Annotated in this window: 20 protein-coding genes; 14 read left to right on the forward strand and 6 right to left on the reverse strand. The window is 53.2% G+C overall.

The features are described from left to right. The first annotated feature begins 23 nt into the window (after nt 1-23). Nucleotides 24-611 (forward strand): TetR/AcrR family transcriptional regulator, encoded by a 588-nt coding sequence (locus tag AC0YNX_RS26085; RefSeq protein ID WP_475818777.1) that lies wholly within the window; start codon nt 24-26, stop codon nt 609-611. An 82-nt stretch (nt 612-693) separates the two neighbouring features. Next, a complete protein-coding gene (locus tag AC0YNX_RS26090) occupies nt 694-2,754 on the forward strand; it encodes a YhgE/Pip family protein (RefSeq protein ID WP_475818778.1) in 2,061 nt (686 codons plus the stop codon). Nucleotides 2,755-2,839: 85 nt separating this feature from the next. On the opposite strand, the gene AC0YNX_RS26095 is transcribed toward AC0YNX_RS26090, so the two are convergent. Further along, nucleotides 2,840-4,084 carry an SGNH/GDSL hydrolase family protein gene (locus AC0YNX_RS26095; RefSeq protein WP_475818634.1) on the reverse strand — a complete coding sequence of 415 codons (1,245 nt, stop codon included), beginning with the start codon at nt 4,082-4,084 and terminating at the stop codon, nt 2,840-2,842. A gap of 499 nt (nt 4,085-4,583) precedes the next feature. Here AC0YNX_RS26095 and gltB point away from each other — a divergent pair, with 499 nt between their 5' ends. Then, nucleotides 4,584-9,188: a glutamate synthase large subunit gene (gltB, locus tag AC0YNX_RS26100; RefSeq protein WP_475818635.1), complete on the forward strand. Its 4,605-nt coding sequence runs from the start codon at nt 4,584-4,586 to the stop codon at nt 9,186-9,188. 509 nt (nt 9,189-9,697) lie between these two features. On the opposite strand, the gene AC0YNX_RS26105 is transcribed toward gltB, so the two are convergent. After that, entirely contained in the window at nt 9,698-10,066 is a 369-nt protein-coding gene (locus AC0YNX_RS26105; protein WP_475818636.1) for a helix-turn-helix domain-containing protein, read from the reverse strand. A 257-nt stretch (nt 10,067-10,323) separates the two neighbouring features. Between AC0YNX_RS26105 and AC0YNX_RS26110 the strand changes: the two genes are divergently transcribed. From AC0YNX_RS26110 to AC0YNX_RS26135, 6 genes are all read left to right on the forward strand, one after another. Continuing rightward, on the forward strand, nt 10,324-11,301 hold the full coding sequence (locus AC0YNX_RS26110) for an LCP family glycopolymer transferase (protein ID WP_475818637.1): 978 nt from the start codon (nt 10,324-10,326) through the stop codon (nt 11,299-11,301). Between the two features lie 71 nt (nt 11,302-11,372). Further along, on the forward strand, nt 11,373-11,885 hold the full coding sequence (locus tag AC0YNX_RS26115) for a hypothetical protein (protein WP_475818638.1): 513 nt from the start codon (nt 11,373-11,375) through the stop codon (nt 11,883-11,885). A gap of 43 nt (nt 11,886-11,928) precedes the next feature. Continuing rightward, nucleotides 11,929-12,384 (forward strand): PilZ domain-containing protein, encoded by a 456-nt coding sequence (locus AC0YNX_RS26120; RefSeq protein WP_475818639.1) that lies wholly within the window; start codon nt 11,929-11,931, stop codon nt 12,382-12,384. Between the two features lie 17 nt (nt 12,385-12,401). Continuing rightward, on the forward strand, nt 12,402-12,617 hold the full coding sequence (locus tag AC0YNX_RS26125) for a hypothetical protein (RefSeq protein ID WP_475818640.1): 216 nt from the start codon (nt 12,402-12,404) through the stop codon (nt 12,615-12,617). A 120-nt stretch (nt 12,618-12,737) separates the two neighbouring features. After that, the gene (locus AC0YNX_RS26130; protein ID WP_475818641.1) at nt 12,738-13,673 is read left to right on the forward strand and encodes an ABC transporter ATP-binding protein; all 936 of its coding nucleotides are present in this window, start codon (nt 12,738-12,740) and stop codon (nt 13,671-13,673) included. Next, nucleotides 13,657-14,457, forward strand: a complete 801-nt coding sequence (locus AC0YNX_RS26135; protein ID WP_475818642.1) for an ABC transporter permease — start codon at nt 13,657-13,659, stop codon at nt 14,455-14,457. Before AC0YNX_RS26130 ends, AC0YNX_RS26135 begins: the two co-directional genes overlap by 17 nt. Before the next feature lie 66 nt (nt 14,458-14,523). Here AC0YNX_RS26135 and AC0YNX_RS26140 read toward each other — a convergent pair whose 3' ends face one another. Further along, complete coding sequence (locus tag AC0YNX_RS26140) at nt 14,524-14,955, reverse strand: bactofilin family protein (RefSeq protein ID WP_475818643.1); 432 nt, start codon at nt 14,953-14,955, stop codon at nt 14,524-14,526. A gap of 152 nt (nt 14,956-15,107) precedes the next feature. Here AC0YNX_RS26140 and cls point away from each other — a divergent pair, with 152 nt between their 5' ends. Beyond that, nucleotides 15,108-16,535, forward strand: a complete 1,428-nt coding sequence (cls, locus tag AC0YNX_RS26145; RefSeq protein ID WP_475818779.1) for a cardiolipin synthase — start codon at nt 15,108-15,110, stop codon at nt 16,533-16,535. 144 nt (nt 16,536-16,679) lie between these two features. Here the strand turns inward: cls and AC0YNX_RS26150 are convergent, their stop codons facing one another. Together AC0YNX_RS26150 and AC0YNX_RS26155 are read right to left on the reverse strand one after the other, a co-directional pair. Next, the gene (locus tag AC0YNX_RS26150; RefSeq protein WP_475818644.1) at nt 16,680-17,930 is read right to left on the reverse strand and encodes an NAD(P)/FAD-dependent oxidoreductase; all 1,251 of its coding nucleotides are present in this window, start codon (nt 17,928-17,930) and stop codon (nt 16,680-16,682) included. A 93-nt stretch (nt 17,931-18,023) separates the two neighbouring features. After that, nucleotides 18,024-18,203, reverse strand: a complete 180-nt coding sequence (locus tag AC0YNX_RS26155; protein WP_475818645.1) for a hypothetical protein — start codon at nt 18,201-18,203, stop codon at nt 18,024-18,026. A gap of 188 nt (nt 18,204-18,391) precedes the next feature. Here AC0YNX_RS26155 and AC0YNX_RS26160 point away from each other — a divergent pair, with 188 nt between their 5' ends. Then, nucleotides 18,392-19,534 (forward strand): asparaginase, encoded by a 1,143-nt coding sequence (locus AC0YNX_RS26160; protein ID WP_475818646.1) that lies wholly within the window; start codon nt 18,392-18,394, stop codon nt 19,532-19,534. A 170-nt stretch (nt 19,535-19,704) separates the two neighbouring features. Next, nucleotides 19,705-20,616 carry an aminoglycoside phosphotransferase family protein gene (locus tag AC0YNX_RS26165; protein ID WP_475818647.1) on the forward strand — a complete coding sequence of 304 codons (912 nt, stop codon included), beginning with the start codon at nt 19,705-19,707 and terminating at the stop codon, nt 20,614-20,616. A gap of 98 nt (nt 20,617-20,714) precedes the next feature. Here the strand turns inward: AC0YNX_RS26165 and AC0YNX_RS26170 are convergent, their stop codons facing one another. Beyond that, nucleotides 20,715-21,572: an AraC family transcriptional regulator gene (locus tag AC0YNX_RS26170; RefSeq protein WP_475818648.1), complete on the reverse strand. Its 858-nt coding sequence runs from the start codon at nt 21,570-21,572 to the stop codon at nt 20,715-20,717. A 191-nt stretch (nt 21,573-21,763) separates the two neighbouring features. On the opposite strand from AC0YNX_RS26170, the gene AC0YNX_RS26175 reads away from it, so the two are divergent. Both AC0YNX_RS26175 and galE read left to right on the forward strand, forming a co-directional pair. Beyond that, complete coding sequence (locus tag AC0YNX_RS26175; protein WP_475818649.1) at nt 21,764-22,939, forward strand: galactokinase; 1,176 nt, start codon at nt 21,764-21,766, stop codon at nt 22,937-22,939. Nucleotides 22,940-22,979: 40 nt separating this feature from the next. Beyond that, on the forward strand, nt 22,980-23,969 hold the full coding sequence (galE, locus tag AC0YNX_RS26180) for a UDP-glucose 4-epimerase GalE (RefSeq protein WP_475818650.1): 990 nt from the start codon (nt 22,980-22,982) through the stop codon (nt 23,967-23,969). The last annotated feature ends 7 nt before the right edge of the window (nt 23,970-23,976 follow it).

Here is a 23,976-nt window from a genome sequence, read left to right on the forward strand (position 1 = left end):
GCTAACGAGGAGGCTGCGGCATGATGGAACAGAAGAAGCCGGTCGATCGCAGGCTGCAGATTGTTGAAGCGGCGGCAAAGTCATTCGCCATGTTTGGTTACAAAGCGACGACGATGGAGCTGGTATCCAAAATCGCTGCAGTCGGCAAAGGCACGATCTATACGTTCTTCGCGACGAAAGAAGATCTCTTCAGCGAAATTATCAGCCATCTATGCGCAGAGCTGCGCGTGCTTGCGGAACGAGTCATCGACAGAGAGCGGAATTTCTTCGATAACTTAGCTGCGGTGCTGCACGAGCTGCTGCTGTTCCGCGAGAAGCATGAGCTAATCGTGAAGCTGTCGCAAGAAGTGCGCGATATCGGTACGCCGATGGCTAAGGACGGCATCGCCAAGATGGAATCAGCGATTCACGCCTTCATTCAGCATGAGGTTACGCTTGCGGTACAGAAGGGCGAGCTTCGTTCGGTCGACCCTGGGCTGACAGCTTTCATCATGTTGAGGATGTATGTTGCCCTTGGCGCAGATTGGAACAAGCACCATGAGCCTCTGACGCGTGAAGAGATCGCTGCATATTTCACATCGCTGCTTCGCGATGGAATTGCGGCGGGCTAGCCAATTACAGAGTGCGTGATATCAATAAAGTAAGCGGCGGTTGCTGCTTCTTTTTTTGAATTTAATTGACCGAAAGTCCAATATGGTCATTTGTTCAATAGTGAAATGGAGAGGTGTGAGGAAAGTGAAGGCATTGTCTTTTACAGGCAAGGAGTTTGTGCGCATTATGCGCAATCGAAAGTTAATCATCTCGATCATCGGCGTCATGTTCATTCCCATTATGTACAGCGGCATGTTGATCGGTTCGTTCTGGGATCCGTACGGCAAGCTGAATGAGCTGCCGGTCGCTGTCGTGAACGAGGATGCAGGCGCGCAGTTCAAAGGCAAGGAGCTTGCAGTCGGAAGCGACCTTGTGAAGGAGCTGAGGGAGAACGAGGAGTTCAAGTGGGAGTTCGTCGATCGCGCTGCTGCGAAGCAGGGACTTCAAGATGGCAAGTACTATTATGCCGTAGAAATACCGTCGTCCTTCTCGAAGCAAGCCACAACGCTGCTCGATGAGAAGCCGCAACCGGCGGAGCTCACATACATGTCGAACGACAGCGGCAATTACTTGGCCGCGAAGATTGGACAGAGCGCGATTGCGAAGCTGCAGACGGAAATTTCGCAGCAAGTGACGAAGGCATACGCCGAGGCCGTGTTCGCGAACATCGGCGAAGCGTCGGACGGCATCGCCAAAGCGAGCGACGGCGCAAGCCAACTGAGCAGCGGCGTCGCTGATGCGAATAGCGGCGCAGAACGGCTGCGCGATAACGTCGCGAAGCTGGCGAGCAGCACGCAGCAGCTGGCAGGCGGCGTAGCGACGCTCGATAAAGGCGCGGAGAAGCTGGCAGACGGTACCGCGCAAGTAAGCGATGGCGCGGCGGCATTGTCCGCCGGCCTGGGTAAGCTTGAAGCCGCTGGAGGCAAGCTCAGCAGCGGCACGGATAAGGCTGCCTCGGCCACTGAGCAGCTGGCCGAGGGGCTTGCTTCGGCGAAGCAGGGCAGCGCGCAGCTGGCCGGCGCAGCCGAGAAGCTGTCGGCGGCGCTCGAGGCGTACGCCGCCGCACAGCCTGATGCAGCGCAGGATGCGGCGCTGCAAGGTCTTATCGGCGCAGCCCGCGAGGTATCCGCGGGTGCGGCCGGGCTCTCCGGCGGCAGCGCGAAGCTGGCCGCTGGAGGAACGGAGCTGCAGCGCGGGCAGATCCAGCTGCAACAAGGGCTTGCGGCGCTGCAGCAGGGGCTCGCAAGCGCCAATGGCAATGGCGCCAAGCTCGCAGCTGGTGCGCAAAGCGCAGCGGCAGGCGCCGAGCAGCTGGCAAGCGGCGCAGCAGCCGCAGGCCGCGGTGCGGCACAGCTGTCGGGCGGCGCCGGCAAGCTGGCAAGCGGCTCCGCCGAGCTCGCGAGCGGCACGGCTAAGCTCGCGGACGGCTCCGCCGAGCTGTCGAGCAAGCTCGGCGACGCTGCAGGCGAGACCGGGGGCATCACCGGAACCGATGCCCTGTACGACATGTTCGCGAAGCCGGTTGGGGTCGAGGAAGTGAAGCTCACTGAAGTGCCGAACTACGGCACGGGCTTCACGCCTTACTTCCTGTCGCTTGGCCTGTTCGTCGGAGCGCTGCTGTCCACGACAGTGATGCCGATGCGCGAGACAGGAATGCGTCCAACCTCCGGCTGGAGCTGGTTCTTCAGCAAGTTCTCGCTCTTCGCCATTGTTGGACTCGTACAAGCGACGATTGCCGATCTGATTCTGATCTACGGCATTGGGCTTCAGGTGAATCATATGGGCGCATTCGTCGGTATGTCCTTGCTCGCAAGTTTCACCTTCATGATGATTATCCAGTTCCTTGTTACACTGCTGGATAATCCGGGCCGATTCCTCGCCGTCATCCTGCTCATCCTGCAGTTGACTGGTAGCGCCGGCACATATCCGTCCGAGCTTGTTCCGTCCTGGCTGCAGCATGTTGGAGATTGGCTGCCAATGACCTACACGATCCGAGCGTTCCGCGAAATCGTGACAGGCAATGAGCTGGAGATTACCGGCAGCATGGCGATCCATGTCGCACTGTTCGCAGTAATCTCCGTGGCGCTTACGCTGCTCGTCTTCATCATGATGCACCGCAAGGCGAATCGCCAAGCGGCAGCACCTGTCGAACTAACCGCATAATAATAAAGGGCAAGGCCTCCACGCAGTTCACTCTCGAACTGCGCGAAGCCTTGCCCTTATTTTTGTGACTTGATCTCATACAAACTTAACCGTGAATAAACACTGTCGCAATTGGCTTCCGGTAAACAACCTTGTAGCCAAGTCCCTTCGATAGTGCAGCGAGCGGCAGATATGTGACGGAATTGCTGCCAACCTGCTGCAAGTAAGCCGGTGTCTCCAGCGGCATCGACTGGCCATTCACTTTCATCGTCTTCGCTCCGATTGTGAAGGCGACCTTGTTGCTGCCGGACGTCACTGTTGCTGTGCGCGTTCTGCCGTCCCAAGCGAGAGTCGCATTCAGCGCATTCGCGATGTCGCGCATGGGCAGGAACGTCGTGTTATTTTTAAGAACAGGTTTATTGACACCAGCCAAATTATTGCCATTCACCACGACACGAAGAGGCGCGCCGTCTTGAAGAGGCGCCGGATCGCGGTACTCGCCCCAGATGCCATCCGCAAATTGGCGTCCCATTACATCGTATCCGGACTGCTTCGGATGGATATCGCCCCGAAGGATATACGTATAAGTGAACTCATTGCCAAGGAACGGCTTCGCTACATCGACCATGCGTACATCGAACCCTTCCTGCTTCAGCTTCGAAGCAAGAGCTTCATCCAGAGATCTAAGCTTGTCAACGCCGTTCGTTAGCACCTTGTACTGCTCTTCCGTAATGGCTTTATTCACAATAGAAGGCGGAGGCACCGGCAAATATTGATCTGCAAAAACGAGCGTCGCCTTCGGATTCAAGCTCAGAATCGTGCGCAGCGAAGATTCAAGCGCCGGGATGTAGCTGTCCAAGTGGCTGTCCAGCCGAGCTGCCAGTTGATCCGCGCTCAGCGATTCTTGCTTAATCTCATCGAAGAGCGACAGGAAGTCATTGCCGCCAATCGTCAGGACAACAAGATCCGCTTGCTTCAGATCAGTAGCGAGCTGGGCCGATTTAGCAACAATTCCTTCTGTTGTCGGGTACTCCGACAAGCCTGGCTGGATTTGCTCGGCTGTCACTGCTTTGCCGGCAGCCGCTGCGTCGAGCAATCCTTTCAACCCGGAAGTCTTCAGCGCGATGATGCCATAGTTATTCAATTCAGCATTGCCATGGTAAAGCGCCTGCTCATACACGCGCTCCACGTAGCCATAAGGAATCGACTTCTCGTTCATGCCAAGCTCGTAGCCCGCAGTAAGCGAATCGCCGACGGCAACGATATGCAGCGGTTGATTCGATTGTGCCTGCGGAGCTGCCGGTGCTGCCTGGGCAGCAAGCTGTACCACCGATGCATTTCCCGTTCTCACTGGCTGTGACGCGTCAGCATATGATCCATAAACACCTGAAGAACTTAGTAGAAGTGCGGCTGCCGTGAATGATACCACCCATTTCGGTGCTTTCCTGAAATTACTAAACAATAAATCCACATCCTTTTGGTTATTTATGCGTTACAATGGGTGTACAATTTTCTGAGAATTTCTCAGATTGCTGCTGTGATGTGTTAAAGAACTCTTATCATCGCCATAAAAATATTAAATTGAAATTCATTATGGTCTGATGGTACAATCAAATAATAACAAAATTCGTACACCCGCTGTTTTACAAGAAGGATGCTGAAGAGCACGGCATGCTGTACAGCCGCCTCAGCGTCTTTTTTTCAAACGAACCTGTCGGTTCTGGCCTTAGCGGTGACCGTATGTACACCTTCATTCTAAGCGATTGCGCGCTGGAATTGAAGCCGGATTCCATGAATAAGAATCCATTCCTCTGTTTATTTAAAATTTCTCATAGAAAGGTTGCATCCAAGTGAAAGAGAACCAGTCAGGATTGCCGCCGAAGCAAGGTCTATACGATCCGCAATTTGAGAAAGACGCCTGCGGAATGGGCTTTGTGGCTAACATCAAGGGAATTAAATCACACACGATCATCCAGCAGGCACTGACAGTGCTTGAGAACATGGAGCATCGCGGTGGCCAAGGCAGCGAGCCTAACACAGGGGATGGAGCCGGGATCTTATTACAAATTCCGCATACTTTCTTTGCCCGTGAAATGAAAGAGCTCGGCGCACAATTGCCGGCGAGCGGCGACTATGCAGTTGGTATGCTATTCTTGTCCCAAGACGAGAGCATTCGCAGCAAGCATGAGCGCGAGCTGGAAGCGATCATCCGCGAGGAAGGTCAAACATTGCTAGGCTGGCGTACCGTTCCAACGAACGACGAGAAGCTTGGACACTCTGCGAAGTCGGTTAAACCGTTCGTTCGCCAAGTGTTCATCGGGAAGAGTGCAGATCTGAAAGACGAGCTTGCATTCGAACGTAAAATCTATGTCATTCGTAAACGTGCGGAGATTGCGATTCGCTACTCTGGCGCTGAAGGCGCTGATAGCTTCTATTTCTCCAGTATGTCCAGCAAAAAAATCGTGTATAAAGGGATGCTTACAACCGAGCAGGTCCGTTCGTTCTACGTCGAGCTTAACGATGAGGCGATGGAAACGGCGCTCGCGCTCGTACACTCCCGTTTCTCCACGAACACGTTCCCAAGCTGGGAGCGCGCGCATCCATACCGTTACCTCATCCACAACGGTGAGATTAACACGCTTCGCGGTAACGTGAACTGGATGCACGCTCGTCAAACGATGTTCGCAACGGAATTGTTCGGTGATGACCTGGCGAAGATCAAGCCAATCATCAATCCAGACGGTTCCGATACGGCGATGTTTGACAACACGCTGGAATTCCTCTACCTCTCCGGCCGTTCGTTGCCGCATGCGGCAATGATGATGGTGCCAGAGCCTTGGTCTAACCACGAAGGCATGAGCGAAGAGAAACGTGCATTTTATGAATACCACAGCTGTTTGATGGAGCCGTGGGATGGACCAGCCGCGATGGCTTTCACCGATGGCACACAGATCGGTGCGATTCTTGACCGGAACGGCCTTCGCCCAGCTCGTTACTATGTAACGAAGGACGATGTTATCATTCTCGGTTCTGAGGCTGGTACCGTTCACGTTGATCCAGAGAACATCCTATATAAAGACCGTCTTCGTCCAGGCCGTATGCTGCTTGTTGATACTCAAGCTGGCCGCATCGTTTCGGATGAAGAGGTTAAAGCACAAATCGCTTCGGAGCACCCGTACCGCGATTGGCTCGATGAGCATCTCGTAGGTCTGGATGAGCTTCCGGACGCGCCTGAATTGCCGGAACCAAGCCACGAAACGGTAGAACAGCGCCAACAGGCGTTCGGCTATACGTTCGAGGATTTGCGCAAAGTGCTTGAGCCAATGGCAGGCAGCGGCGTTGAGCCGATCGCTTCCATGGGTTATGACGCGCCGCTTGCGATTCTGTCGGAGCGCCCGCAGCGTCTGTTTAACTACTTTAAGCAAATGTTCGCACAAGTAACGAACCCGCCGATCGACGCGATTCGTGAAGAGATCATTACAGCGACAGGCACAACGCTTGGACCTGAGCGCAACTTGCTCAATCCGGAGCCTGAGAGCTGCCGCCATATCAAGCTGGCTACGCCGGTTCTGTCGAACGAAGAGTTCGCGAAGCTGCGCCACATTCGCCGACCAGGCTACAAGTCCATCACGCTTCCGACGCTGTTCGCAGCAGAGAAGGGCGAAGAAGGCTTGCGTTTTGCCCTGAAGCAAATGTGCGAAGCGGCTGACCGTGTTATTGCCAAAGGTCATAATATCCTTATTCTATCTGACCGCGGTGTAGATCGTGAGAATGCGGCAATTCCGTCGCTGCTTGCTGTATCTGCTCTGCATCACCATCTGATTCGCGAAGGCACACGGACGAAAGTGAGCATCTTGCTTGAATCCGGCGAGCCGCGCGAAGTGCATCACTTTGCACTTCTGCTTGGTTACGGCGTAAGCGCAGTGAACCCGTACCTTGCATTCGAGACGCTTGACGACATGATCCGCCAAGGCATGCTGCGCGGCGTGAAGCATGACAAAGCGGTGAAGAACTTCATTAAAGCTGCAACGAAAGGCGTCGTTAAGATCTTGTCCAAGATGGGTATCTCTACGATCCAATCATACCGCGGCGCACAAATCTTTGAAGCAGTCGGCCTGAGGGAAGAGGTTGTTGACCAATACTTCACTTGGACGGCGACGCGTATCGGCGGTATCGGCCTTGACGTGATTACGGAAGAGACGCTGTGGCACCACAACCGTGCGTACTCCGAGCAAGAGGGCCGCGAGAGAGAGCTTGATTCCGGCGGTGAATACCAATGGCGTAAAGACGGCGAAGATCACTTGTTCAGCCCGCAGACGATTCATACGCTGCAAATGGCTTCCCGTAACAACGATTACAAGCTGTACAAGAAATTCTCTAACCTTGTTCAAGGTGAAGATAAGAAGCATCTGACGCTCCGTTCGTTGCTCGAGTTCAACTTCGACGCACAGCCAGTTCCATTGGATGAAGTTGAATCGATCGAATCGATCGTGAAGCGGTTCAAGACGGGTGCAATGTCGTACGGCTCGATCAGTAAAGAAGCGCATGAGTCGCTCGCAATTGCGATGAACCGCATCGGCGGCAGATCCAATACGGGCGAGGGCGGCGAAGATCCAGCGCGTTACATCCCGGATGCGAACGGCGATTCCCGCCGCAGCGCGATCAAGCAAGTTGCTTCCGGTCGTTTCGGCGTAACGAGCAACTATCTGGTCAATGCCGACGAAATTCAAATTAAGATGGCGCAAGGCGCGAAGCCAGGCGAAGGCGGTCAGCTGCCAGGACGTAAAGTATACCCTTGGGTTGCTGAAGTTCGCGGTTCGACGCCAGGCGTAGGTCTCATCTCTCCGCCGCCGCATCATGATATTTATTCAATCGAGGACTTGGCTGAGCTCATTCATGACCTCAAGAACGCTAACCCTCGCGCGCGTATCAACGTGAAGCTCGTTTCCGAAGCTGGTGTCGGCACGATTGCAGCCGGCGTAGCTAAGGGACGCGCAGATGTTATCCTCGTCAGCGGTTATGACGGCGGTACAGGCGCATCTCCTCTTGCATCGATCCGCCATGCGGGCATGCCGTGGGAGCTTGGCCTTGTTGAAACGCATCAAACGCTGATGATCAACAACCTGCGTGACCGCGTCGTTGTTGAGACAGACGGCAAGATTATGAACGGACGCGACCTTGCAATCGCAGCATTGCTCGGCGCAGAAGAATATGGCTTCTCGACAGCTCCGCTTGTCGTGCTCGGCTGTATCATGATGCGCGTGTGCCAATTGGATACTTGTCCGGTTGGTGTGGCAACGCAGAATCCGGAGCTTCGCGCGAAGTTCATGGGCGATCCAAGCCACGTAGCGAACTATATGCTGTTCGTGGCGCAAGAATTGCGTGAAATTATGGCTGAGCTTGGTTTCCGCACGATTCAGGAGATGGTTGGACGCGTTGATCGTCTGAAGACCAAGAACCTGATCGAGAATTACAAGCTTAAAGGCATTGATCTGACTCCGCTGCTGCACCAAGTGGAATTGCCGGAAGGCGCTGCACGCTTCTGCACGCAAGAGCAAGATCATAAGCTGGAAGAATCGCTTGATATGCAGAAGCTGCTGCCACTGGCACAGTCTGCGATTGAATCGGGCGAGAAAGTCCGCGCAACATTGCCAATCACGAACATTAACCGCGTAGTCGGTACAATCGTGGGCAGTGAAGTGACTCGCGCTTACGGTGCGAAGGGCTTGCCTGAAGATACGATTTCGTTCCACTTTGTCGGCTCCGCCGGCCAAAGCTTCGGCGCGTTCGTACCGAAGGGCATTACGCTCTCGCTCGAAGGCGACTCCAATGACTATGTCGGTAAAGGTCTATCCGGCGGTAAAATCATTGTAGCTCCGTCTCCGAAAGCAACGTTCAAAGCCGAAGAGAACGTCATTATCGGCAATACAGCATTCTACGGAGCAACAGCTGGCGACGCGTACATCAGCGGTATCGCAGGCGAGCGCTTTGCAGTTCGTAACTCCGGCGTGAATGTCGTTGTCGAAGGCGTTGGCGACCACGGCTGTGAGTACATGACAGGCGGACGCGTTGTCATTCTTGGCGGCACAGGCCGTAACTTCGCAGCAGGCATGTCCGGCGGCGTCGCGTACGTGCTTGATGAAGCAGGCGATTTCTACAAGCACTGCAACATCGAGATGGTCCTTCTGGAGCGCATTGAAGAGCAGCGCGATTCGGATGAGCTTCAGTCGATGATTCAGCGTCATGCTGATTACACAGGCAGTGAAATCGGCAAACGACTGCTCTCCGATTGGGAAGCGTCCAAAGAGAAATTTGTTAAAGTCATCCCGAAAGACTACAAGCGTATGCTGCAGCAAATCGAGAAGATGGAGCAATCCGGCCTAGCTGGAGAAGAAGCTCTTCTCGCAGCATTCGAAGCGAACATGAAAGAGCTAGCTCGTGTAGGCGGGAACTAAATAAAGCGTATGACAAAAGAAGCCGTGTAGCGAGATCTTTCGCTGCCGGCTTCTTTTTCTGTCAAGAAATTTACCATCCCTTATTAAATTTTACCAAATATCGACAATAATAGAAGCGATGTATGAGATTAGACCCACATCCTTCGACACCCTTTTTGGAATCGATTGGATATAATGATAAAAGACAAGTACAGATGAGAGAGAATAGATAAGGGAGACGGTCAAGTGGATGGAGTGGTGGTCAGGGAAGCTGGACTGAAGTTGTCTGGAAGAAGGTTCAATATAAACAGAGGAAGTAGGAGTGGCGGGATGAGGAAAATAGGAGATCAGAAACAAGAGGTACATAGCACCTCGCAGGCAGCCATAGAATTGGACGTACGCACCATTTTGGAGCAGCTTGGTATCGATCTTGCGAATTGGCCTGCAGACTTGCCACCTTTACAAAAATAATATTCCAAAAATGAAAACCATAGTCGGCTAACGACTATGGTTTTATTTATTTACAAGCGTTATTTCATATTGCGTTCTGCACGCACGAAAGCGATGAAGCGGCGAGCCTCTTCAGGCGAGAGCTTCAGGCCGTCGATTGTCAGAGCAAAGCGGCTCAAGAGATCCTCTTCGGAGAGCTCTAGCTGATCCACAAATTCACGTACTGGTGAATCGACAGTCACATGAGGCGCGTTCGTCCGGCCGACTAGAAAATCGACAGTTACTTTGAACAAATCGGCGAACTTTGATAACGTTTCCGTGTCCGGCTCACGACGGTTTTTCTCATAATGGGATAGTGCCGCGCGTGATATACCGAGCAGCCCCGCTGTCTGTTCCTGCGTCCAGCCCCGATCGTCTCTCAGTTTGGAAATCCGATTACCAATGCCCATAATTCTCCTCCTGATTCGAAATATACAACCATCTTAATACGAAATGTTTTCAAATGCATGAAAAGCTACAAAATGTCACGTGTCGAAAATAAAATAATTGACATGATACAAATTGTATCTTAATGTATAAAGTGTAGCAGTTACAAAATGTATCATTAAATAGATGCAGATACATGTGTTATTTAATGTTACCCATATTTGTAATGTCTGAAACAAGTAAAGCAAAACTTTTTTGAATAGGAGTGAGTTGGGCATTCATGAAATTTTCCTATAAACGTCTGCTTGTATGGACTGGCGCTGCTGCTGTTTCCTTCCTTCTCATTGCAGCTGTCTTGTCCTGGTATCTCTATCACTCAGCAGAACGGACTGTCGCTCAGATGCATGAAGACATTAAGCCGTCGAAGCCGGCTTATGTGAGTACGGATGCCGAAGTTAAGCACTCCGTAACATCTCCTTTGCTCGTGAACAAGGGGAAGGGAAAAGCGAAAGGGGATGAGATGGCTCCTTTCACGGTGCTCATGCTTGGCGTAGATCAGCGCGAGCATGATCGCGGCCGGTCGGATACGATGATTGTGCTTGCCGTTAACCCGGAGAAGAAATCCATCCTGATGTTCAATATTCCAAGGGATACGCGCGTTGCCATTCCAGGCAGAACAGGCCTGGACAAAATCAATCATGCCTACGCATTCGGCGGGGTGGAGATGTCGCTCGGGGCGGTCGAGCAGTTTCTTGATTATCCAATTGACTATTACATGAAGGCGAATATGGAAGGTTTCGCCAAGATTATTGACATGCTCGGTGGCGTTCAGGTCAACAATCAAGAGTCCTTTCAATATGAAGGCGTGAACTTCGCGAAAGGGACTCTGCAGCTGAATGGCGAGGACGCGCTGAAATTCTGCCGGATGCGCTACGATGATCCGCGAGGTGACCTTGGACGCAATACAAGGCAGCGTGCCGTTGTGCAGAGTGTGATGCATAATGCGGCTAGTCTATCGAGTGTCACACATTTCCACTCGCTGCTGAGCACGCTTGGCGACAGCGTGAGGACGAACATGACCTTCGATCAGATGAAACATCTCGTATCCGCTTATAAGCCGCAGAGCGAGCGTTTCACGTCGACGGAGATTACCGGGAAAGGCGCAATGATCGGCGGTATCTGGTACTACCTTGTCGACGATAAGGAACGCTCCCGTATTCATAAGCAGTTGAAGACGCAGCTCTTGCAAAACAATTGATAGCGATGGTATAAAACAAGCCCTCCGTTCATAAAGTGGAATAGCTTTTTTGGACAGGGGTGGTCTCGTGCATGAGTAGGCAGAGAAGAGGCGGTTTGTCGGCAATGAAGCTGCTGCTGGGCCTTGTTATCTTGCTGGTGGTATGGCTCGGCTGGCGCAACTTATCCGGCATGTTCCGCTCGGGTGATGATGAACAAGCGCAGGTGGCGGTCGAGCAGTTCTACGAATATGAGCAGCAGGGCGATTACGGCAGCTCGTGGGAATTATTCCACCCCGAGATGCAGCAGCGCTTCAAGAAGGCGGAGTATATTCAGAACCGCGCCCATATTATGATGCAGGACTTCGGCGTGAATACGTTTGATGTGCATATTGGAAGTCCTACCCGCGTCGTCGATTGGAAGATGAGCGCCGATGCCGCGCCGATCCCCGTCGTCTACGAGTTCCATGTGGAGGAATCGTTCCACAGCCAGTATGGCAACTTTACAATCGTTCAGCCTTGTTATGCGGCTAATGATGCCGGTCAGTGGAAGCTGCTGTGGTCTTATGAGCAGCTGCACGCAGGCAATGCCCAGAGTGCGCATTAATGTGGAGGACGTTAGATTCCAGTTGAAATGAGGCGTAGATGTCGTGGAAAAGTCGAGCGAGAAGCAGCCGCGCGAGCATATACGAATCCGGCTTCGAGATGGCGCAAATGCTGAAGTATCCATCTGTCACATCCAAGGAGGAGAAGCGGATTCCGCCTCTTCCGCGGTCCTGCTGCACAATATGAGCCCTTCAGGGCTGCAATTCCAGAGTCATCTGCGGTTTCCCGTCAGCAAGAGCTATCTGCTTCAATTCTCACTTATGCTGGGTGAGTGGCAGTTCTGTCTGCTCGGACATGTTGTCTGGCGCCGGAGAGAAGATAATTATTATGTGTATGGCTGTGCTTTTATCCCCGATGAGGGCATTCGCAAATCCATTATGTGCGCCTTGCTGGCAAAGCTGCAGGCAATGAGTCCAAGACAGGTGCGTATACATGAACTATATCGCCGGATGACTTATAAGAAAGAAGCTTCCCTAAACCGGCTGGACGTTAAAGGATAGAATAGGAGTGATTTGACTTGCTGAATAAAGAGCAATTTCATTGTGTGGGGTGCGGCTTCATGCTGCCTAGGCAAGAGGCCGAGATGGTGTTTCTGACTGGATTTTATAAGGTTGTCTACCCGCTTGGCTGCTGCAAAACATGCTGTAGGCCGCCGGATCAACGACTCAAGGGAATTGAGACAGACCAATATTCCATGATGGCGCAGACCGAACAGCAGCTATTGTACGTATAAGCTGGAGCTGATTCACCAAGCATAAACTTCCAATCGCTTCCTGACTTCTGTATACTAGTGAAGACGCGGGGGCGTGTAATCTTTGCGTTCGCAGCGCTTTGCCATACAGGAGGTATAGAAGTGAATAGTTCATTCGATTCCATAGAGGAACCAATCGTCAGACTGCAGCAAGTGACGAAGACGATTGGCAGGCGGACGATAATCGACAGCTTAACGCTTGATTTGCCGCGTTCGGAGGTATTCGGCTTTCTCGGTCCTAACGGTTCGGGCAAGACGACAACCATTCGAATGATGGTCGGACTTATGTCGCTGACCAAAGGCGATGTCCTTATTGAAGGTCATAGCATTCGCACTCATTACGAGCAAGCAATCCGTCACGTAGGGGCAATTGTAGAGAATCCGGAGATGTACAAATACTTGTCCGGCTTCGATAACTTGCTGCACTTCTCGCGGATGGTGCCTGGCATTACAAAGCAGCGCATTGAAGAGGTCGTAGAGCTTGTTGGGCTGAAGAGCCGCATTCATGACAAAGTAAAGACGTACTCGCTCGGAATGCGCCAGCGCCTTGGCGTCGCGCAAGCCATTATGCACAAGCCTTCCCTGCTCATTCTGGACGAGCCTACGAACGGACTCGATCCGGCGGGCATTCGCGAACTGCGCGATTATCTGAGGAAGCTGGCGAAGGAAGAGGGCATAACGGTATTCGTCTCGAGCCACTTGCTAAGCGAGATGGAGCTTATGTGCGACCGTGTTGCCATCATCCAGGCGGGCAAGCTCATCGACGTGCGCAGCATTCGATCGGATAAGCCGCTCACGGATGAAGCAAGCCAAGTGCTGTTTGAGGTTGATCAGCTGGATAAAGCCGTTCAGCTGCTTGCGGAGCATGGAGCTGAGCGCGAGCAGGACGCTGCGCTTGTGCGGGCAGACCGCGAATTAATTGCGCAGATCAATGCGACGCTTGTTGGAGCGGGTATTAAAGTATACAGCATTCGCGTCCTGAACAAGTCTCTGGAAGATCAATTCCTGGAGATGACGGGAGGTGAGCAGGTTGTTTGATTTTTTACAGCTTGTCCGGAATGAGAATATGAAGATTTACCGCCGGATCGGAACATGGATTATGCTCGGCCTTATTCTTGTGCTCGTCATTGTCTCAAGCTCGCTCACAAGGTGGATGTCTGAGAAGGATTCGTTATGGACCGTCATGAACGGCATAGAGATGTTCATGTACTACTTGATTACGATCTTTACCGTTGTTGTCTCGGCTGAGAGCGTCGCGGGCGAGTTCTCGTCCGGCACGATTAAGCTGCTGCTCATTCGGCCATGGAGCCGGAGCAAGATTCTGCTCTCGAAGTATGTTTCCTTGCTTTTGTTTGCTTTGGTGCAATCGCTCCTGATGTTCGTTGCATCCTTCGTGCTGAACCTGATCCTGTTCGGTTACGATAGCAGCTCCACAGCAAGCGCGGCGCTCGGCGTGCTCAACAACGCCCACCCGCTCTTCTATATGATTCAAGTGTATATACTTGATTATATCGGGCTCGTTATGATTGTGACGTTCAGCTTCATGCTCTCGACGATATTCCGCAGCGGCGGACTTGCCATCGGTTTGTCGATGTTCATCTATTTCTTCGGGCTCATCGCAAGCGGCATCCTGAGCCAGCTCAAGTATGCGTGGGTGGATTATCTATTGTTCCTTCACCTGAACTTGAAGCAGTACTTGCAAACAGACGTCATCGTGCATAATATGACTATCGGCTTCTCGCTTGCTGTGTTAGCCGGGTACTACATCGTCTTTGTTGGGATTACATGGCTGATCTTCAATAAGCGGGATGTAGCGACATAAACGACTGAATAAGAAAGGAGCCCAGGCTGGTTTCATGTAACCGGCGAAAGGCTCCTTTTTTGGCTGTTATCCAGCTTGCCTAGCTTTCTCCTTCGTTTGAGGTTGAGGAAGAGAGGACGCTTCATTCTCCGGCAGCTGCCGCGTGCGCGGCTCGGTCTGGCGCTCCATTCTGCAGTTGCCATTATAGATGCCGCCGTCCTGGATCAGTATGCTGTGCGCCAGCACATTGCCGAACAATTGGCCGGACGCCGTAATGATAAGCCTGCCTTTGACGATAATGTCGCCATGAACTCTGCCGGCAATGGTCAAATCTTGAGCGGTAATGCTGGAACGCACCACGCCATATTCCCCGATAATGACATCGCCCTTGCATTCGATATCGCCTCGATGCTCGCCCTCAATTCGTATGCCGAGTTCACTGATCAGCTTCCCTTCGACATGAGTGCCGTGTCCGATAAGGGTTTCAGTCGATGCGCTCCGCTTTGATTCTTTGAACACCCGCAGATAATCACCCGCCTTCTCTCGCGGTTACATGCATAATGCTATTTATTCCTGGATGCTAAGAAACATGCCAATTAAAGATGTATACGCCTCCTATCAAGAGAGAAAGCTAGTTCTATGTCATCTGGGAGGAAATGGGGGATCCTGTAATGATTTGGGCGCTCGCTATACTCCTTGTCTTTATTTTTCAAATCGCGACGATTCTCATTCTGGAATTCCGCCATCCGGCCAAAACGATTGCCTGGCTGCTTATTCTGTTCGTGCTGCCGATTATCGGTTTCGTCATGTACTACTTTCTCGCGCAAGAATACCAGAGGCGAAGAAATATACGCAGAAGAGGTATCTACATGTCGGATACGCTGCGCAGGGCACTGCTCCGGTGCAAGCTTATTCATCGGCCGAGCGATATGCAAGGGAACCGGTTCGCAGAGCAGGAGAGACTCTACCACATTTTGCAAAATATTACGGTCTCCCCGATTACCGGCTGCAACGAATCGACCGTACTGGCGAACGGCGAAGCGACATATGCGGCGATGTTCGAAGCGATTGCTTCGGCGAGGCATCATGTTCATGTCGAGTCGTATACGATCCGGGACGATCGGATTGGGCGGCAGCTGAAGGAGCTGCTGCTTGAGCGGGCGAGAGCTGGTGTTGAAGTTCGAGTGATATATGATGGAATTGGCAGCGTAGAGCTTAGCGATAGGTTTGTAAAGGAGCTGCGACTCGCAGGAGTAGAGATACAGTGCTTCCTGCCGCCGCGCATCGCCTTCTTCGATAAACGGATGAACTTTCGCAATCATCGCAAAATCATCGTCGTTGACGGTCTTGTCGGCTATATAGGCGGCATTAACTTCGGTGAGGAATATGTAGGCGGCAATCCGAAGCTCGGCTTCTGGAGGGATACGCACTTGCAGCTCCGAGGAGATGCCGTGTACTTCCTGCAGGAAGTATTCATCTACGATTGGTGGTATGCATCGAAGAAGAAGCTGGCTGGTGCTGCTTATTTGCCTGAGCATTCGTGTGAGAGCATGGAGCAAGTTCAGATCGTACAGAGCGGTCCAAACATGCGGGATGACGCGATTCTGGAATATGTATTCGCGGCGGTCTCCGCAGCGAAGTCGAGGATTTACATGACGACACCATATTTCATACCAGACGCAAGCATTCTGATGGGGCTGCGGACGGCAGCGCTAGGCGGCGTGGATGTGAGGATCATCATTCCGTACGTGCCGGATACGAAGCTTGTGCTGATGGCCTCATTGTCATATGTCGAGGAAATGCTTGCTGCCGGAGTTCGCATCTACCGCTATAAGGCTGGCTTCGTGCACGCGAAAGTCATTATCATCGACAAGCTGCTCGCATCTGTCGGTACGGCGAATATGGATATGCGGAGCTTCTTCAGCAATTTCGAGATTAATGCACTGCTGTATGATGAGTCGGCGATCGAGAGGCTTGAGTCTGATTTCATGAACGATCTGCAGAACTGCACAGAGGTCAGCCTTGCGGAATTCCGCAAGCGTCCGATGAAGCAGAAGGTGGCAGAAGCGGCAGCGCGAATGCTGTCTCCGTTGTTGTAGTCGGCGGCAATAGGAATAGAAAAATCCAACATAGCCCGCAATCGAGACGATTTCCGGTGCTTTATGTTGGATTTTTCTATTATAAGTGATGGCAAGGCATGAATGGGCGAAGTGCGAGGTGCGAGAATGGCTTCTAACTAACGCTCAGAGCTTCTGCAGAGACGGACGGTCCAGCGCGACGATGGATGCGAGCGGATGGTCGCGGCCTGTAATCATATGGTGCAAAATCTCGGAGCCCATCATGCTGTAGACGGTGCCATTGCCTCCGTAACCGAGGCAGTAGTAGACGCCGTTCCAATGCGGATCTGCTCCGATGAAGGGAAGTCCGTCGCGCGACAAGGCGAAGGTGGCGTTCCATTCATACTCAATCGAAGCTTGCATGGAAGGGAATAGCGACCGTATGGAGGACATCACTTTCTCGGTCTCTTTCCTGATCGCGTTCTCGCTCGTCAGCAGCTCCTTCGTTTGCACGTCGCCCCCGCCTGCAATGATCCGTTTGTCTTCCGTGAATCGCATGTAGAAGTACGGTCTAGCCGTCTCCCAAAACATATAAGGGCTGAACGGCTCGTACAGCTTCGGCTGCGAATCCGTCACAAGTGCGTAGGTGCGGTTCATCTCCGATTTCACGAGCTTGCCGCGCAGCTCCTCCGGCTCGTAGCCGACGGCGTAGATAACATGCTTCGCGAGAATCTCCTGTCCAGCTGAGGTCGTGAGCTTGTGACCGCCGCTGCCCGATTCAGATGAATGGATCGTCAGATCTGTCTGCTCATAGACGGCAAGCTCGAAACGGCTCACAGCAGTATCAATGAGGCCATGGACGAACCGATAGGGGTTAATGGATGCATCGCCATGTGTTATAATGGCGCCTGGTTTGCGGAACGGGAACCGGGCTGCAATTTCCTCAGGCTCCAAGTATTCGACTTCGAATTGATGACGCTTAAGCAGCTCGTACTCTTTCTTAAGCTTCGGTACATCCTGCTCCGAACTCGCGTAATACAGGCTGCTCTGAGCTACATAGTCCGTCTTCGTCCCGAATTCCGCAAGCTCGGCTGCCAGCTCGCCAATCTGCTCGACCGCCAGCTTGCAGCCTTTATAGAAGCGGACCGCATCCCCTTCGCCAATCTGCTCGGCAAAGTCACAAAGCATCGTATCATTGCAATATTGCAGCAGGCCTGTGTTGGCAAGCGAGCTGCCTGCGGCGATCTCACCGCGTTCAAGCAGCGCAGTCTTTAAGCCGCTTCGAGCTAGGATGTACGCACAGATGGAACCGGACATACCGCCTCCGATAATGGCGACGTCTGTCTCAATATTTTGGGTAAGCGGGGGATAACTGATCGGTTGTTCCATTGTACGGGACCAATACAGATGGCCCTCATGTAGATGTTTGCTGGTCACATTTCATGCCTCCTCCTTGCCTACTATTCCCCATTTTGCCATGAAAAAAAGAGGGAATCGCGAAAGATCCCCTCTTCGTAAAGTGAAATTCGATTAATCTTGAATCGGATCGGGCACAAGGCCTTCCTCAAGCAGCTCGCTGTTCGTCTTCATCGCTTCCATGTCAGCGCCAAGCTGCTGCATGTCTTGGAAGTCATGAACCATTGAACCGTTCAGCACCTCCTGTATCGCTTTTGCTTTGCGTCCAGCACCGCCGGGGATTGGATTTTCCATGATCATCAGCTCCTTGGTATACTAGTGATGAGATGAGACAAGCTCGTCAAGAAATACTTGATCAGCTTGCAAGTAAATAACCATCCATCTGCCAGTTTGAAACAGGTGGACGGATCGTTGGCGCCAAGAATAGGCTGTAATGGAGCCACAGCATAAACATGATGGAAAAGGTCGGATGAGGATTGACTATGACAAAAGCAAGCACGAAGACAGACAAATATCCGGCGGCAAACGAGGTGCTCGGCGTTCCTCTCGTCCTTACGACTAGAGGTTCGTTCGTCGAAAATGTACACAGCGGCCATGCTGCGGTTGTCACAGCGGACGGCCAATTGGTCGCACATGCCGGAGACGCGAATATTCTAAATTTCCTGCGGTCTACCGCGAAGCCGATTCAAGCTTTGCCAAGCGTGCTGGGCGGCGTGATAGAGGCATATGGACTTGGCGATGACGCCATCGCATTAATGTGCGCTTCGCACCAAGGCACCCCTGCGCATATAGCGGTGCTCGAGCGGATGCTTGCGCAGACAGGCGTGCTGGAGGAGCAACTTGTGTTCGGAGCCGCGCTGCCGGCGAATGCCGAGGCGCGCGATGCGCTGCTCGCAAGCGGAGGAAGCCCGCGCAAGCTATATCATGTTTGCGCAGGCAAGCATATCGGCATGCTCGCGCTATGCAAGCTGCGCGGCTGGCCGCTAGAGACGTATACGCAGCCGGAGCATCCGCTGCAGCAGGAACTGCTGCGTATCGTCGCAGCGATAGCGGACGTGCAACCGGAAGCCGTCGAGACGGCAATCGACGGCTGCGGCTTGCCGGTGTTCGCGTTGCCGCTGTGGCGCCTCGCGCTCATCTATGCGCGCTTCGCTGCCTGGGGCAGCGACGGAGCAGCAGCTGCGCAGCCTGCCGCAAGCGGCGAAGCCGCTTCGGGCTCGGCAGCGGCAGCATCGCCGGCATCAGCGGCGGGCTTAGCCGCCATCGGTGCTGCGGCGAGGCGAATCGCCGCTGCCATGGCCAGCCATCCGGCCCTCGTGGAGGGGCCGGATCGGCTGGCGAGCGTGATGCTCGGCTGCGGCGACGGGAACGTCGTCGCGAAGAGCGGGGCGCAGGGCGTCTTCGTCTTCGCCCTGCGCAAGGAGCGGCTCGCGGTGGTCATCAAGCTCGCCGACGGCAGTGAATCGGCTTGGCCGGAGGCAGTGTGCGCCATGCTCGAGCAGCTGCAGCTCGGCGACGAGCTTGCCCGCTGCATCCGCGGCCATATCTCGCCGGAACTGCGCAACGATGCCGGGCAGCTGGTTGGCCGCCGAGAAGCATGCGTGACGCTGGAGCGGCGTTCATAATGGAAGTGCCAAGCTGTCGGAGTATAATGCCGACGCTTGGCGCTTCTTTATTATGTTTATGGCTAGGCCTCGGAGGAAGGATTCAGAGCTATTCGTTGTCGAATGTACAGAAAGCACCTTTGCTTTTTTTTGACAACTTCCAGCTTGGAGAGGAGATTGATTGTTACGTCATGACACTAATACCAGAAGGTTTCGATGCAAAGATGGCGGCCACTTATGGTTCGCGGGTAGACGGATGGGTACAGTCGCTTCCTGAGCTTATTGCCCGGAGTGAAGCGCAATTCGGCATTAAGGCGGAGGCTCCATTCAACAATTTGTCTTACAACTATATCGCTCATGGCACGAATGAGGCTGGTAAGCCGATCGTGCTGAAGCTTGCTTTTCTTAAGGACGAGCTCGCGCAAGAAATGCGTGCGATGAAATCGTATGCCGGCAGAGGCGCGGTTCAGGTGTTTGCATGGGATGAGGAGCTTGGCGCTGCTGTGCTCGAACGCGCTGTTCCGGGTACGCCGCTGTCCGCTACGCTCGATGACAACGAGGCGACCGCGGTTTTCTGTGACGTGTTTGGTCAACTGCGCCGTCCGTTTGATGGAGAAGTGGAGCATTTCCAGACGATTCGGAGATGGTTCGAGGGGATTGTCCGCTACCGCAGCCGCTTCAGTCGGGACACAGTAGGACCGTTGCCTGAGCATTGGGTAGTGCGAGCCGAAGAGATATTGGAGGAGCTTATCCCTACGACAACCGAAACGGTGCTGCTGCATGGCGATTTGCATCATGAGAATATTTTGCGTCTAGGGGATGGAGAATGGGCCGTGATCGACCCGAAAGGGATTGTTGGCGACGTTCATTTCGAAACGCTCCAGTATTTGCTTAACTATGTGGATCGGGGTGGCGACAAAGATACGGTATTAAGCCGGCGCGTCGCGATGATGACGGAGCGGCTTGGGCTAGATCGTCGCCGCCTTGCGCTGTGGGGCATCGCCCGCGGCGTGCTTGAAGCATGCTGGACGATCGAGGACGGCGATGACAACTGGCAGGACGGAATCGACATTTCGGAGCGGTTCGCGAAGCTGCTGGACTGAGGTTGTGCCAAGGACGCATTGCTCTTAGTCGAACTCGAACTCGAGCTCGAGCTCGCAGCTCATTCCCCTGCCTGCTCGCGCCTCTCCCAAGCTACCGTTCACAGCTGCTTCATCGCCTCGCGATAAGCGGTAGGAGACTGGCCATAGAAGCGGCGGAACTGCTTGGAGAAATAGAGCGGGTCCTGGAAGCCGACGGACGCCGCGATCTGTTCAATCGTCAGCTCCAGCCGCTCGCGCAGCAGCAGATGCGCTTTGTCGATGCGCAGCTTGAGCAGGAACGTCACCGGCGTAATGCCTGTCTGCTGCTTGAACATGCGCGATAGATAGGCACGGTTGTAGCCGAGCGTCTCTGCCATATTCTCAATCGAGATCGGCTCAGCGTATTGTGTCGATAAGTAGCGGATCACTTGATTGGTCAGCACTTCGCTGTCCGAGCCGCGCTGCTCGGCGGCGTTGTTCTCCCCTTGCTGGGCAGAGCCGAACTCGGCGAACAGCAAATGCATATAACCGCTCGCACGCAGGCTTGCTCCAGGCCCGCCAAGCCGGAAAGCCCGCTGAATGCTGTGAAACAGCACGCCGATGCGCGGGTTCGTTCCGGTATCGAGAATCGGGGCAGTGGTGTCCAGCCCCGCACCGGCAACAAGTTCTGCCGCGCGTTTACCTTCGAACGCAATCCAGCGGTATCGCCATGGGTCGTCCTCGCTCGAGGCATAGCTGATCAGCTGGTCGGGAGGAATGAGGAACGACTGACCTGCTTGCAGCTCATGCTGGATACCTGCGTAGGAGAAGGTACCCGTCCCGGCTAAGATATGATGGATCAAATAGAAGTCATATACCTTCGGGCCGATGAGATGATTCGGCTTCGTCTGGCTTTCTCCAGAGAATAGTACATATATATCACCATGTTCATCCAGTACGGGATTGGATAGCACAGTATAGGTTGGCGTAAGCTCCATGTGGCTGAACTCCTCCATTTTCGACATCTTAAAGTTACCATTTATTGTAGCATATCTCGGTGTTACAATGACTGATGAAGTCACAAAATTCCATGCGAGAAGCACATCATACCATTTTGTTCAACCGTTTCAACCGCTATACTAAACCTAGAATCATACAACGACAATACGAAAGAGAGTGATATGAATTCATGGCTAACATCGAACAATTGAAGAATCAATTTCTGAACATATATGGGGAATCGGCAGAGCCTATCGCTGTATTCCACGCGCCGGGCCGCGTTAATCTTATCGGCGAGCATACGGATTACAATGGCGGTTACGTCTTCCCTGCAGCGCTCACTTTTGGCACGACGCTCTTGATTCGTAAACGTAATGACGGTCAGCTTGGCCTTGCGTCTACGAACTTTGAAGGTCATAAGAAGCACCTGCCGATCTCGCCGATCGTATTTGATGAAGCGGACGATTGGATGAACTATCCGAAGGGCATCGTGAATGAGCTTCAGCAGCGCGGCACGACGTTCGCGAACGGCTTCGATCTGCTCTATCATGGCGAAATCCCGAATGGCGCTGGACTGTCATCCTCGGCTTCCATCGAAGTTGTAACGGCTTACGCGCTGCTCACTTTAGCTGGGCTTGCTACAGATACAGTCGAGATCGCTCGTCTGTCTCAGAAGTCCGAGAATGAGTTCAATGGCGTCAAATGCGGCATTATGGACCAGTTCGCAGTTGCGAACGGCAAGAAGGATCACGCGATTCTACTGATGTGCGATACGCTTGAATATGACTTGATTCCATTCAGCTCCGGCGATTATCAGCTTGTCATCGGCAATACGAACAAGCGCCGCGGCCTTGTCGATTCCAAGTATAACGAGCGCCGCAGCCAGTGCGAGCAGGCGGTTCAAGATTTGAAGGCGGCTTTCCCTGACTTGACGCTGCTCGGACAGCTGACGGTAGAGCAGTTTAATGCGAACCAACACCTGATTGGCGACGAGATTGTGCTGAAGCGAGCGAAGCATGTTATTGAAGAGATTGATCGCGTGCTCCAATCGATGAAAGTGCTGAAGGAGAATGACCTTAGCGCTTTCGGCCAGCTGATGAACGCATCTCATGACTCGCTGCGCGACCTGTACGAAGTAACAGGCGATGAGCTTGACGCAATGGTAGCAGCGGCGCGTACCGTTCCAGGCGTGCTTGGTTCCCGCATGACAGGCGCAGGCTTCGGCGGTTGCACGGTATCGCTCGTGCACAAGGACAGCATCGACAACTTTAAATCTGAAGTTGGACGTCAATATACGGAAGCAACAGGACTGACAGCAGACTTCTATGTTTGCACAATTGGAAATGGCGTAGAACGTCTGTCTTAATGATTACTCAAATATAGATTAGAGAGGGAGAGAACCTACTATGGCAGTATTAGTAACGGGAGGCGCGGGCTATATCGGCTCGCATGCAGTAGCGGCATTGCTCGAGCGCGGCGAAGAGATCGTTATCGTCGATAATTTGCAACAGGGACACAGAGATGCGGTGCTTGGCGGCAAGTTGTATGTCGGAGATCTGAGGGACGGCGAGTTCCTGGATAAGGTGTTTGGCGAGAACAGCATCGACGCGGTCATTCATTTTGCGGCAAATTCGCTCGTTGGAGAGAGCATGAAGGACCCTGGCAAGTATTATCATAACAACGTATACGGCACGCTGTGCCTGCTGGAGAAGATGAACCAGCACGACGTGAAGAAGATCGTCTTCTCTTCAACGGCAGCAACGTATGGCGAGCCGGAGAGTGTGCCGATTCACGAGCATGACCGGACATTGCCGACGAACACTTACGGAGAGACGAAGCTTGCCATGGAAAAAATGATGAAGTGGTTCGATGTCGCATCCGGCATCAAATATGTATCGCTCCGTTATTTCAATGCTGCAGGCGCGCACGCTAGCGGCAAAATCGGCGAGGATCACAATCCGGAGACGCATCTGGTGCCTATTATTCTTCAGACGGCACTCGGCCAGCGCAGCCATATCTCGATCTTCGGCGATGATTATCCGACTGAGGACGGCACTTGCATCCGTGATTACATTCACGTAAGCGATTTGGCAGATGCGCATGTGCTAGCAGTTGACCGCCTTCGCGGCGGCGGCGACAGCGCCATCTATAACCTTGGCAACGGAACGGGCTTCTCCGTGAAGCAAGTCATCGATATTGCGCGTCAAGTAACGGGCCGCGACATTCCGGCAGTTATTGAAACGCGCCGCGCAGGCGATCCTGCGGTGCTGGTCGCTTCATCAGAACGCGCACGCAGCGAACTGGGATGGAAGCCTTCCCGCAATAAGCTCGAGGATATTATCGGCAGCGCATGGGCTTGGCATCAAGCGAATCCTGCGGGATACAACAAGCAATAAAGCGTAA

The sequence above is a fragment of the Paenibacillus sp. J31R98 genome (assembly GCF_056269245.1).

Bases quoted from the DNA above. Each gene is read 5' to 3' on its own strand.
- cls (WP_475818779.1), top strand. From the start codon at position 15,108: ATGATTTGGGCGCTCGCTATACTCCTTGTCTTTATTTTTCAAATCGCG.
- AC0YNX_RS26175 (WP_475818649.1), top strand. From the start codon at position 21,764: ATGGCTAACATCGAACAATTGAAGAATCAATTTCTGAACATATATGGG.
- galE (WP_475818650.1), top strand. From the start codon at position 22,980: ATGGCAGTATTAGTAACGGGAGGCGCGGGCTATATCGGCTCGCATGCA.
- AC0YNX_RS26165 (WP_475818647.1), top strand. From the start codon at position 19,705: ATGACACTAATACCAGAAGGTTTCGATGCAAAGATGGCGGCCACTTAT.
- AC0YNX_RS26155 (WP_475818645.1), bottom strand. From the start codon at position 18,203: ATGGAAAATCCAATCCCCGGCGGTGCTGGACGCAAAGCAAAAGCGATA.
- AC0YNX_RS26115 (WP_475818638.1), top strand. From the start codon at position 11,373: ATGAGTAGGCAGAGAAGAGGCGGTTTGTCGGCAATGAAGCTGCTGCTG.
- AC0YNX_RS26085 (WP_475818777.1), top strand. From the start codon at position 24: ATGGAACAGAAGAAGCCGGTCGATCGCAGGCTGCAGATTGTTGAAGCG.
- AC0YNX_RS26110 (WP_475818637.1), top strand. From the start codon at position 10,324: ATGAAATTTTCCTATAAACGTCTGCTTGTATGGACTGGCGCTGCTGCT.
- AC0YNX_RS26170 (WP_475818648.1), bottom strand. From the start codon at position 21,572: ATGGAGCTTACGCCAACCTATACTGTGCTATCCAATCCCGTACTGGAT.
- AC0YNX_RS26160 (WP_475818646.1), top strand. From the start codon at position 18,392: ATGACAAAAGCAAGCACGAAGACAGACAAATATCCGGCGGCAAACGAG.
- AC0YNX_RS26105 (WP_475818636.1), bottom strand. From the start codon at position 10,066: ATGGGCATTGGTAATCGGATTTCCAAACTGAGAGACGATCGGGGCTGG.
- AC0YNX_RS26090 (WP_475818778.1), top strand. From the start codon at position 694: ATGGTCATTTGTTCAATAGTGAAATGGAGAGGTGTGAGGAAAGTGAAG.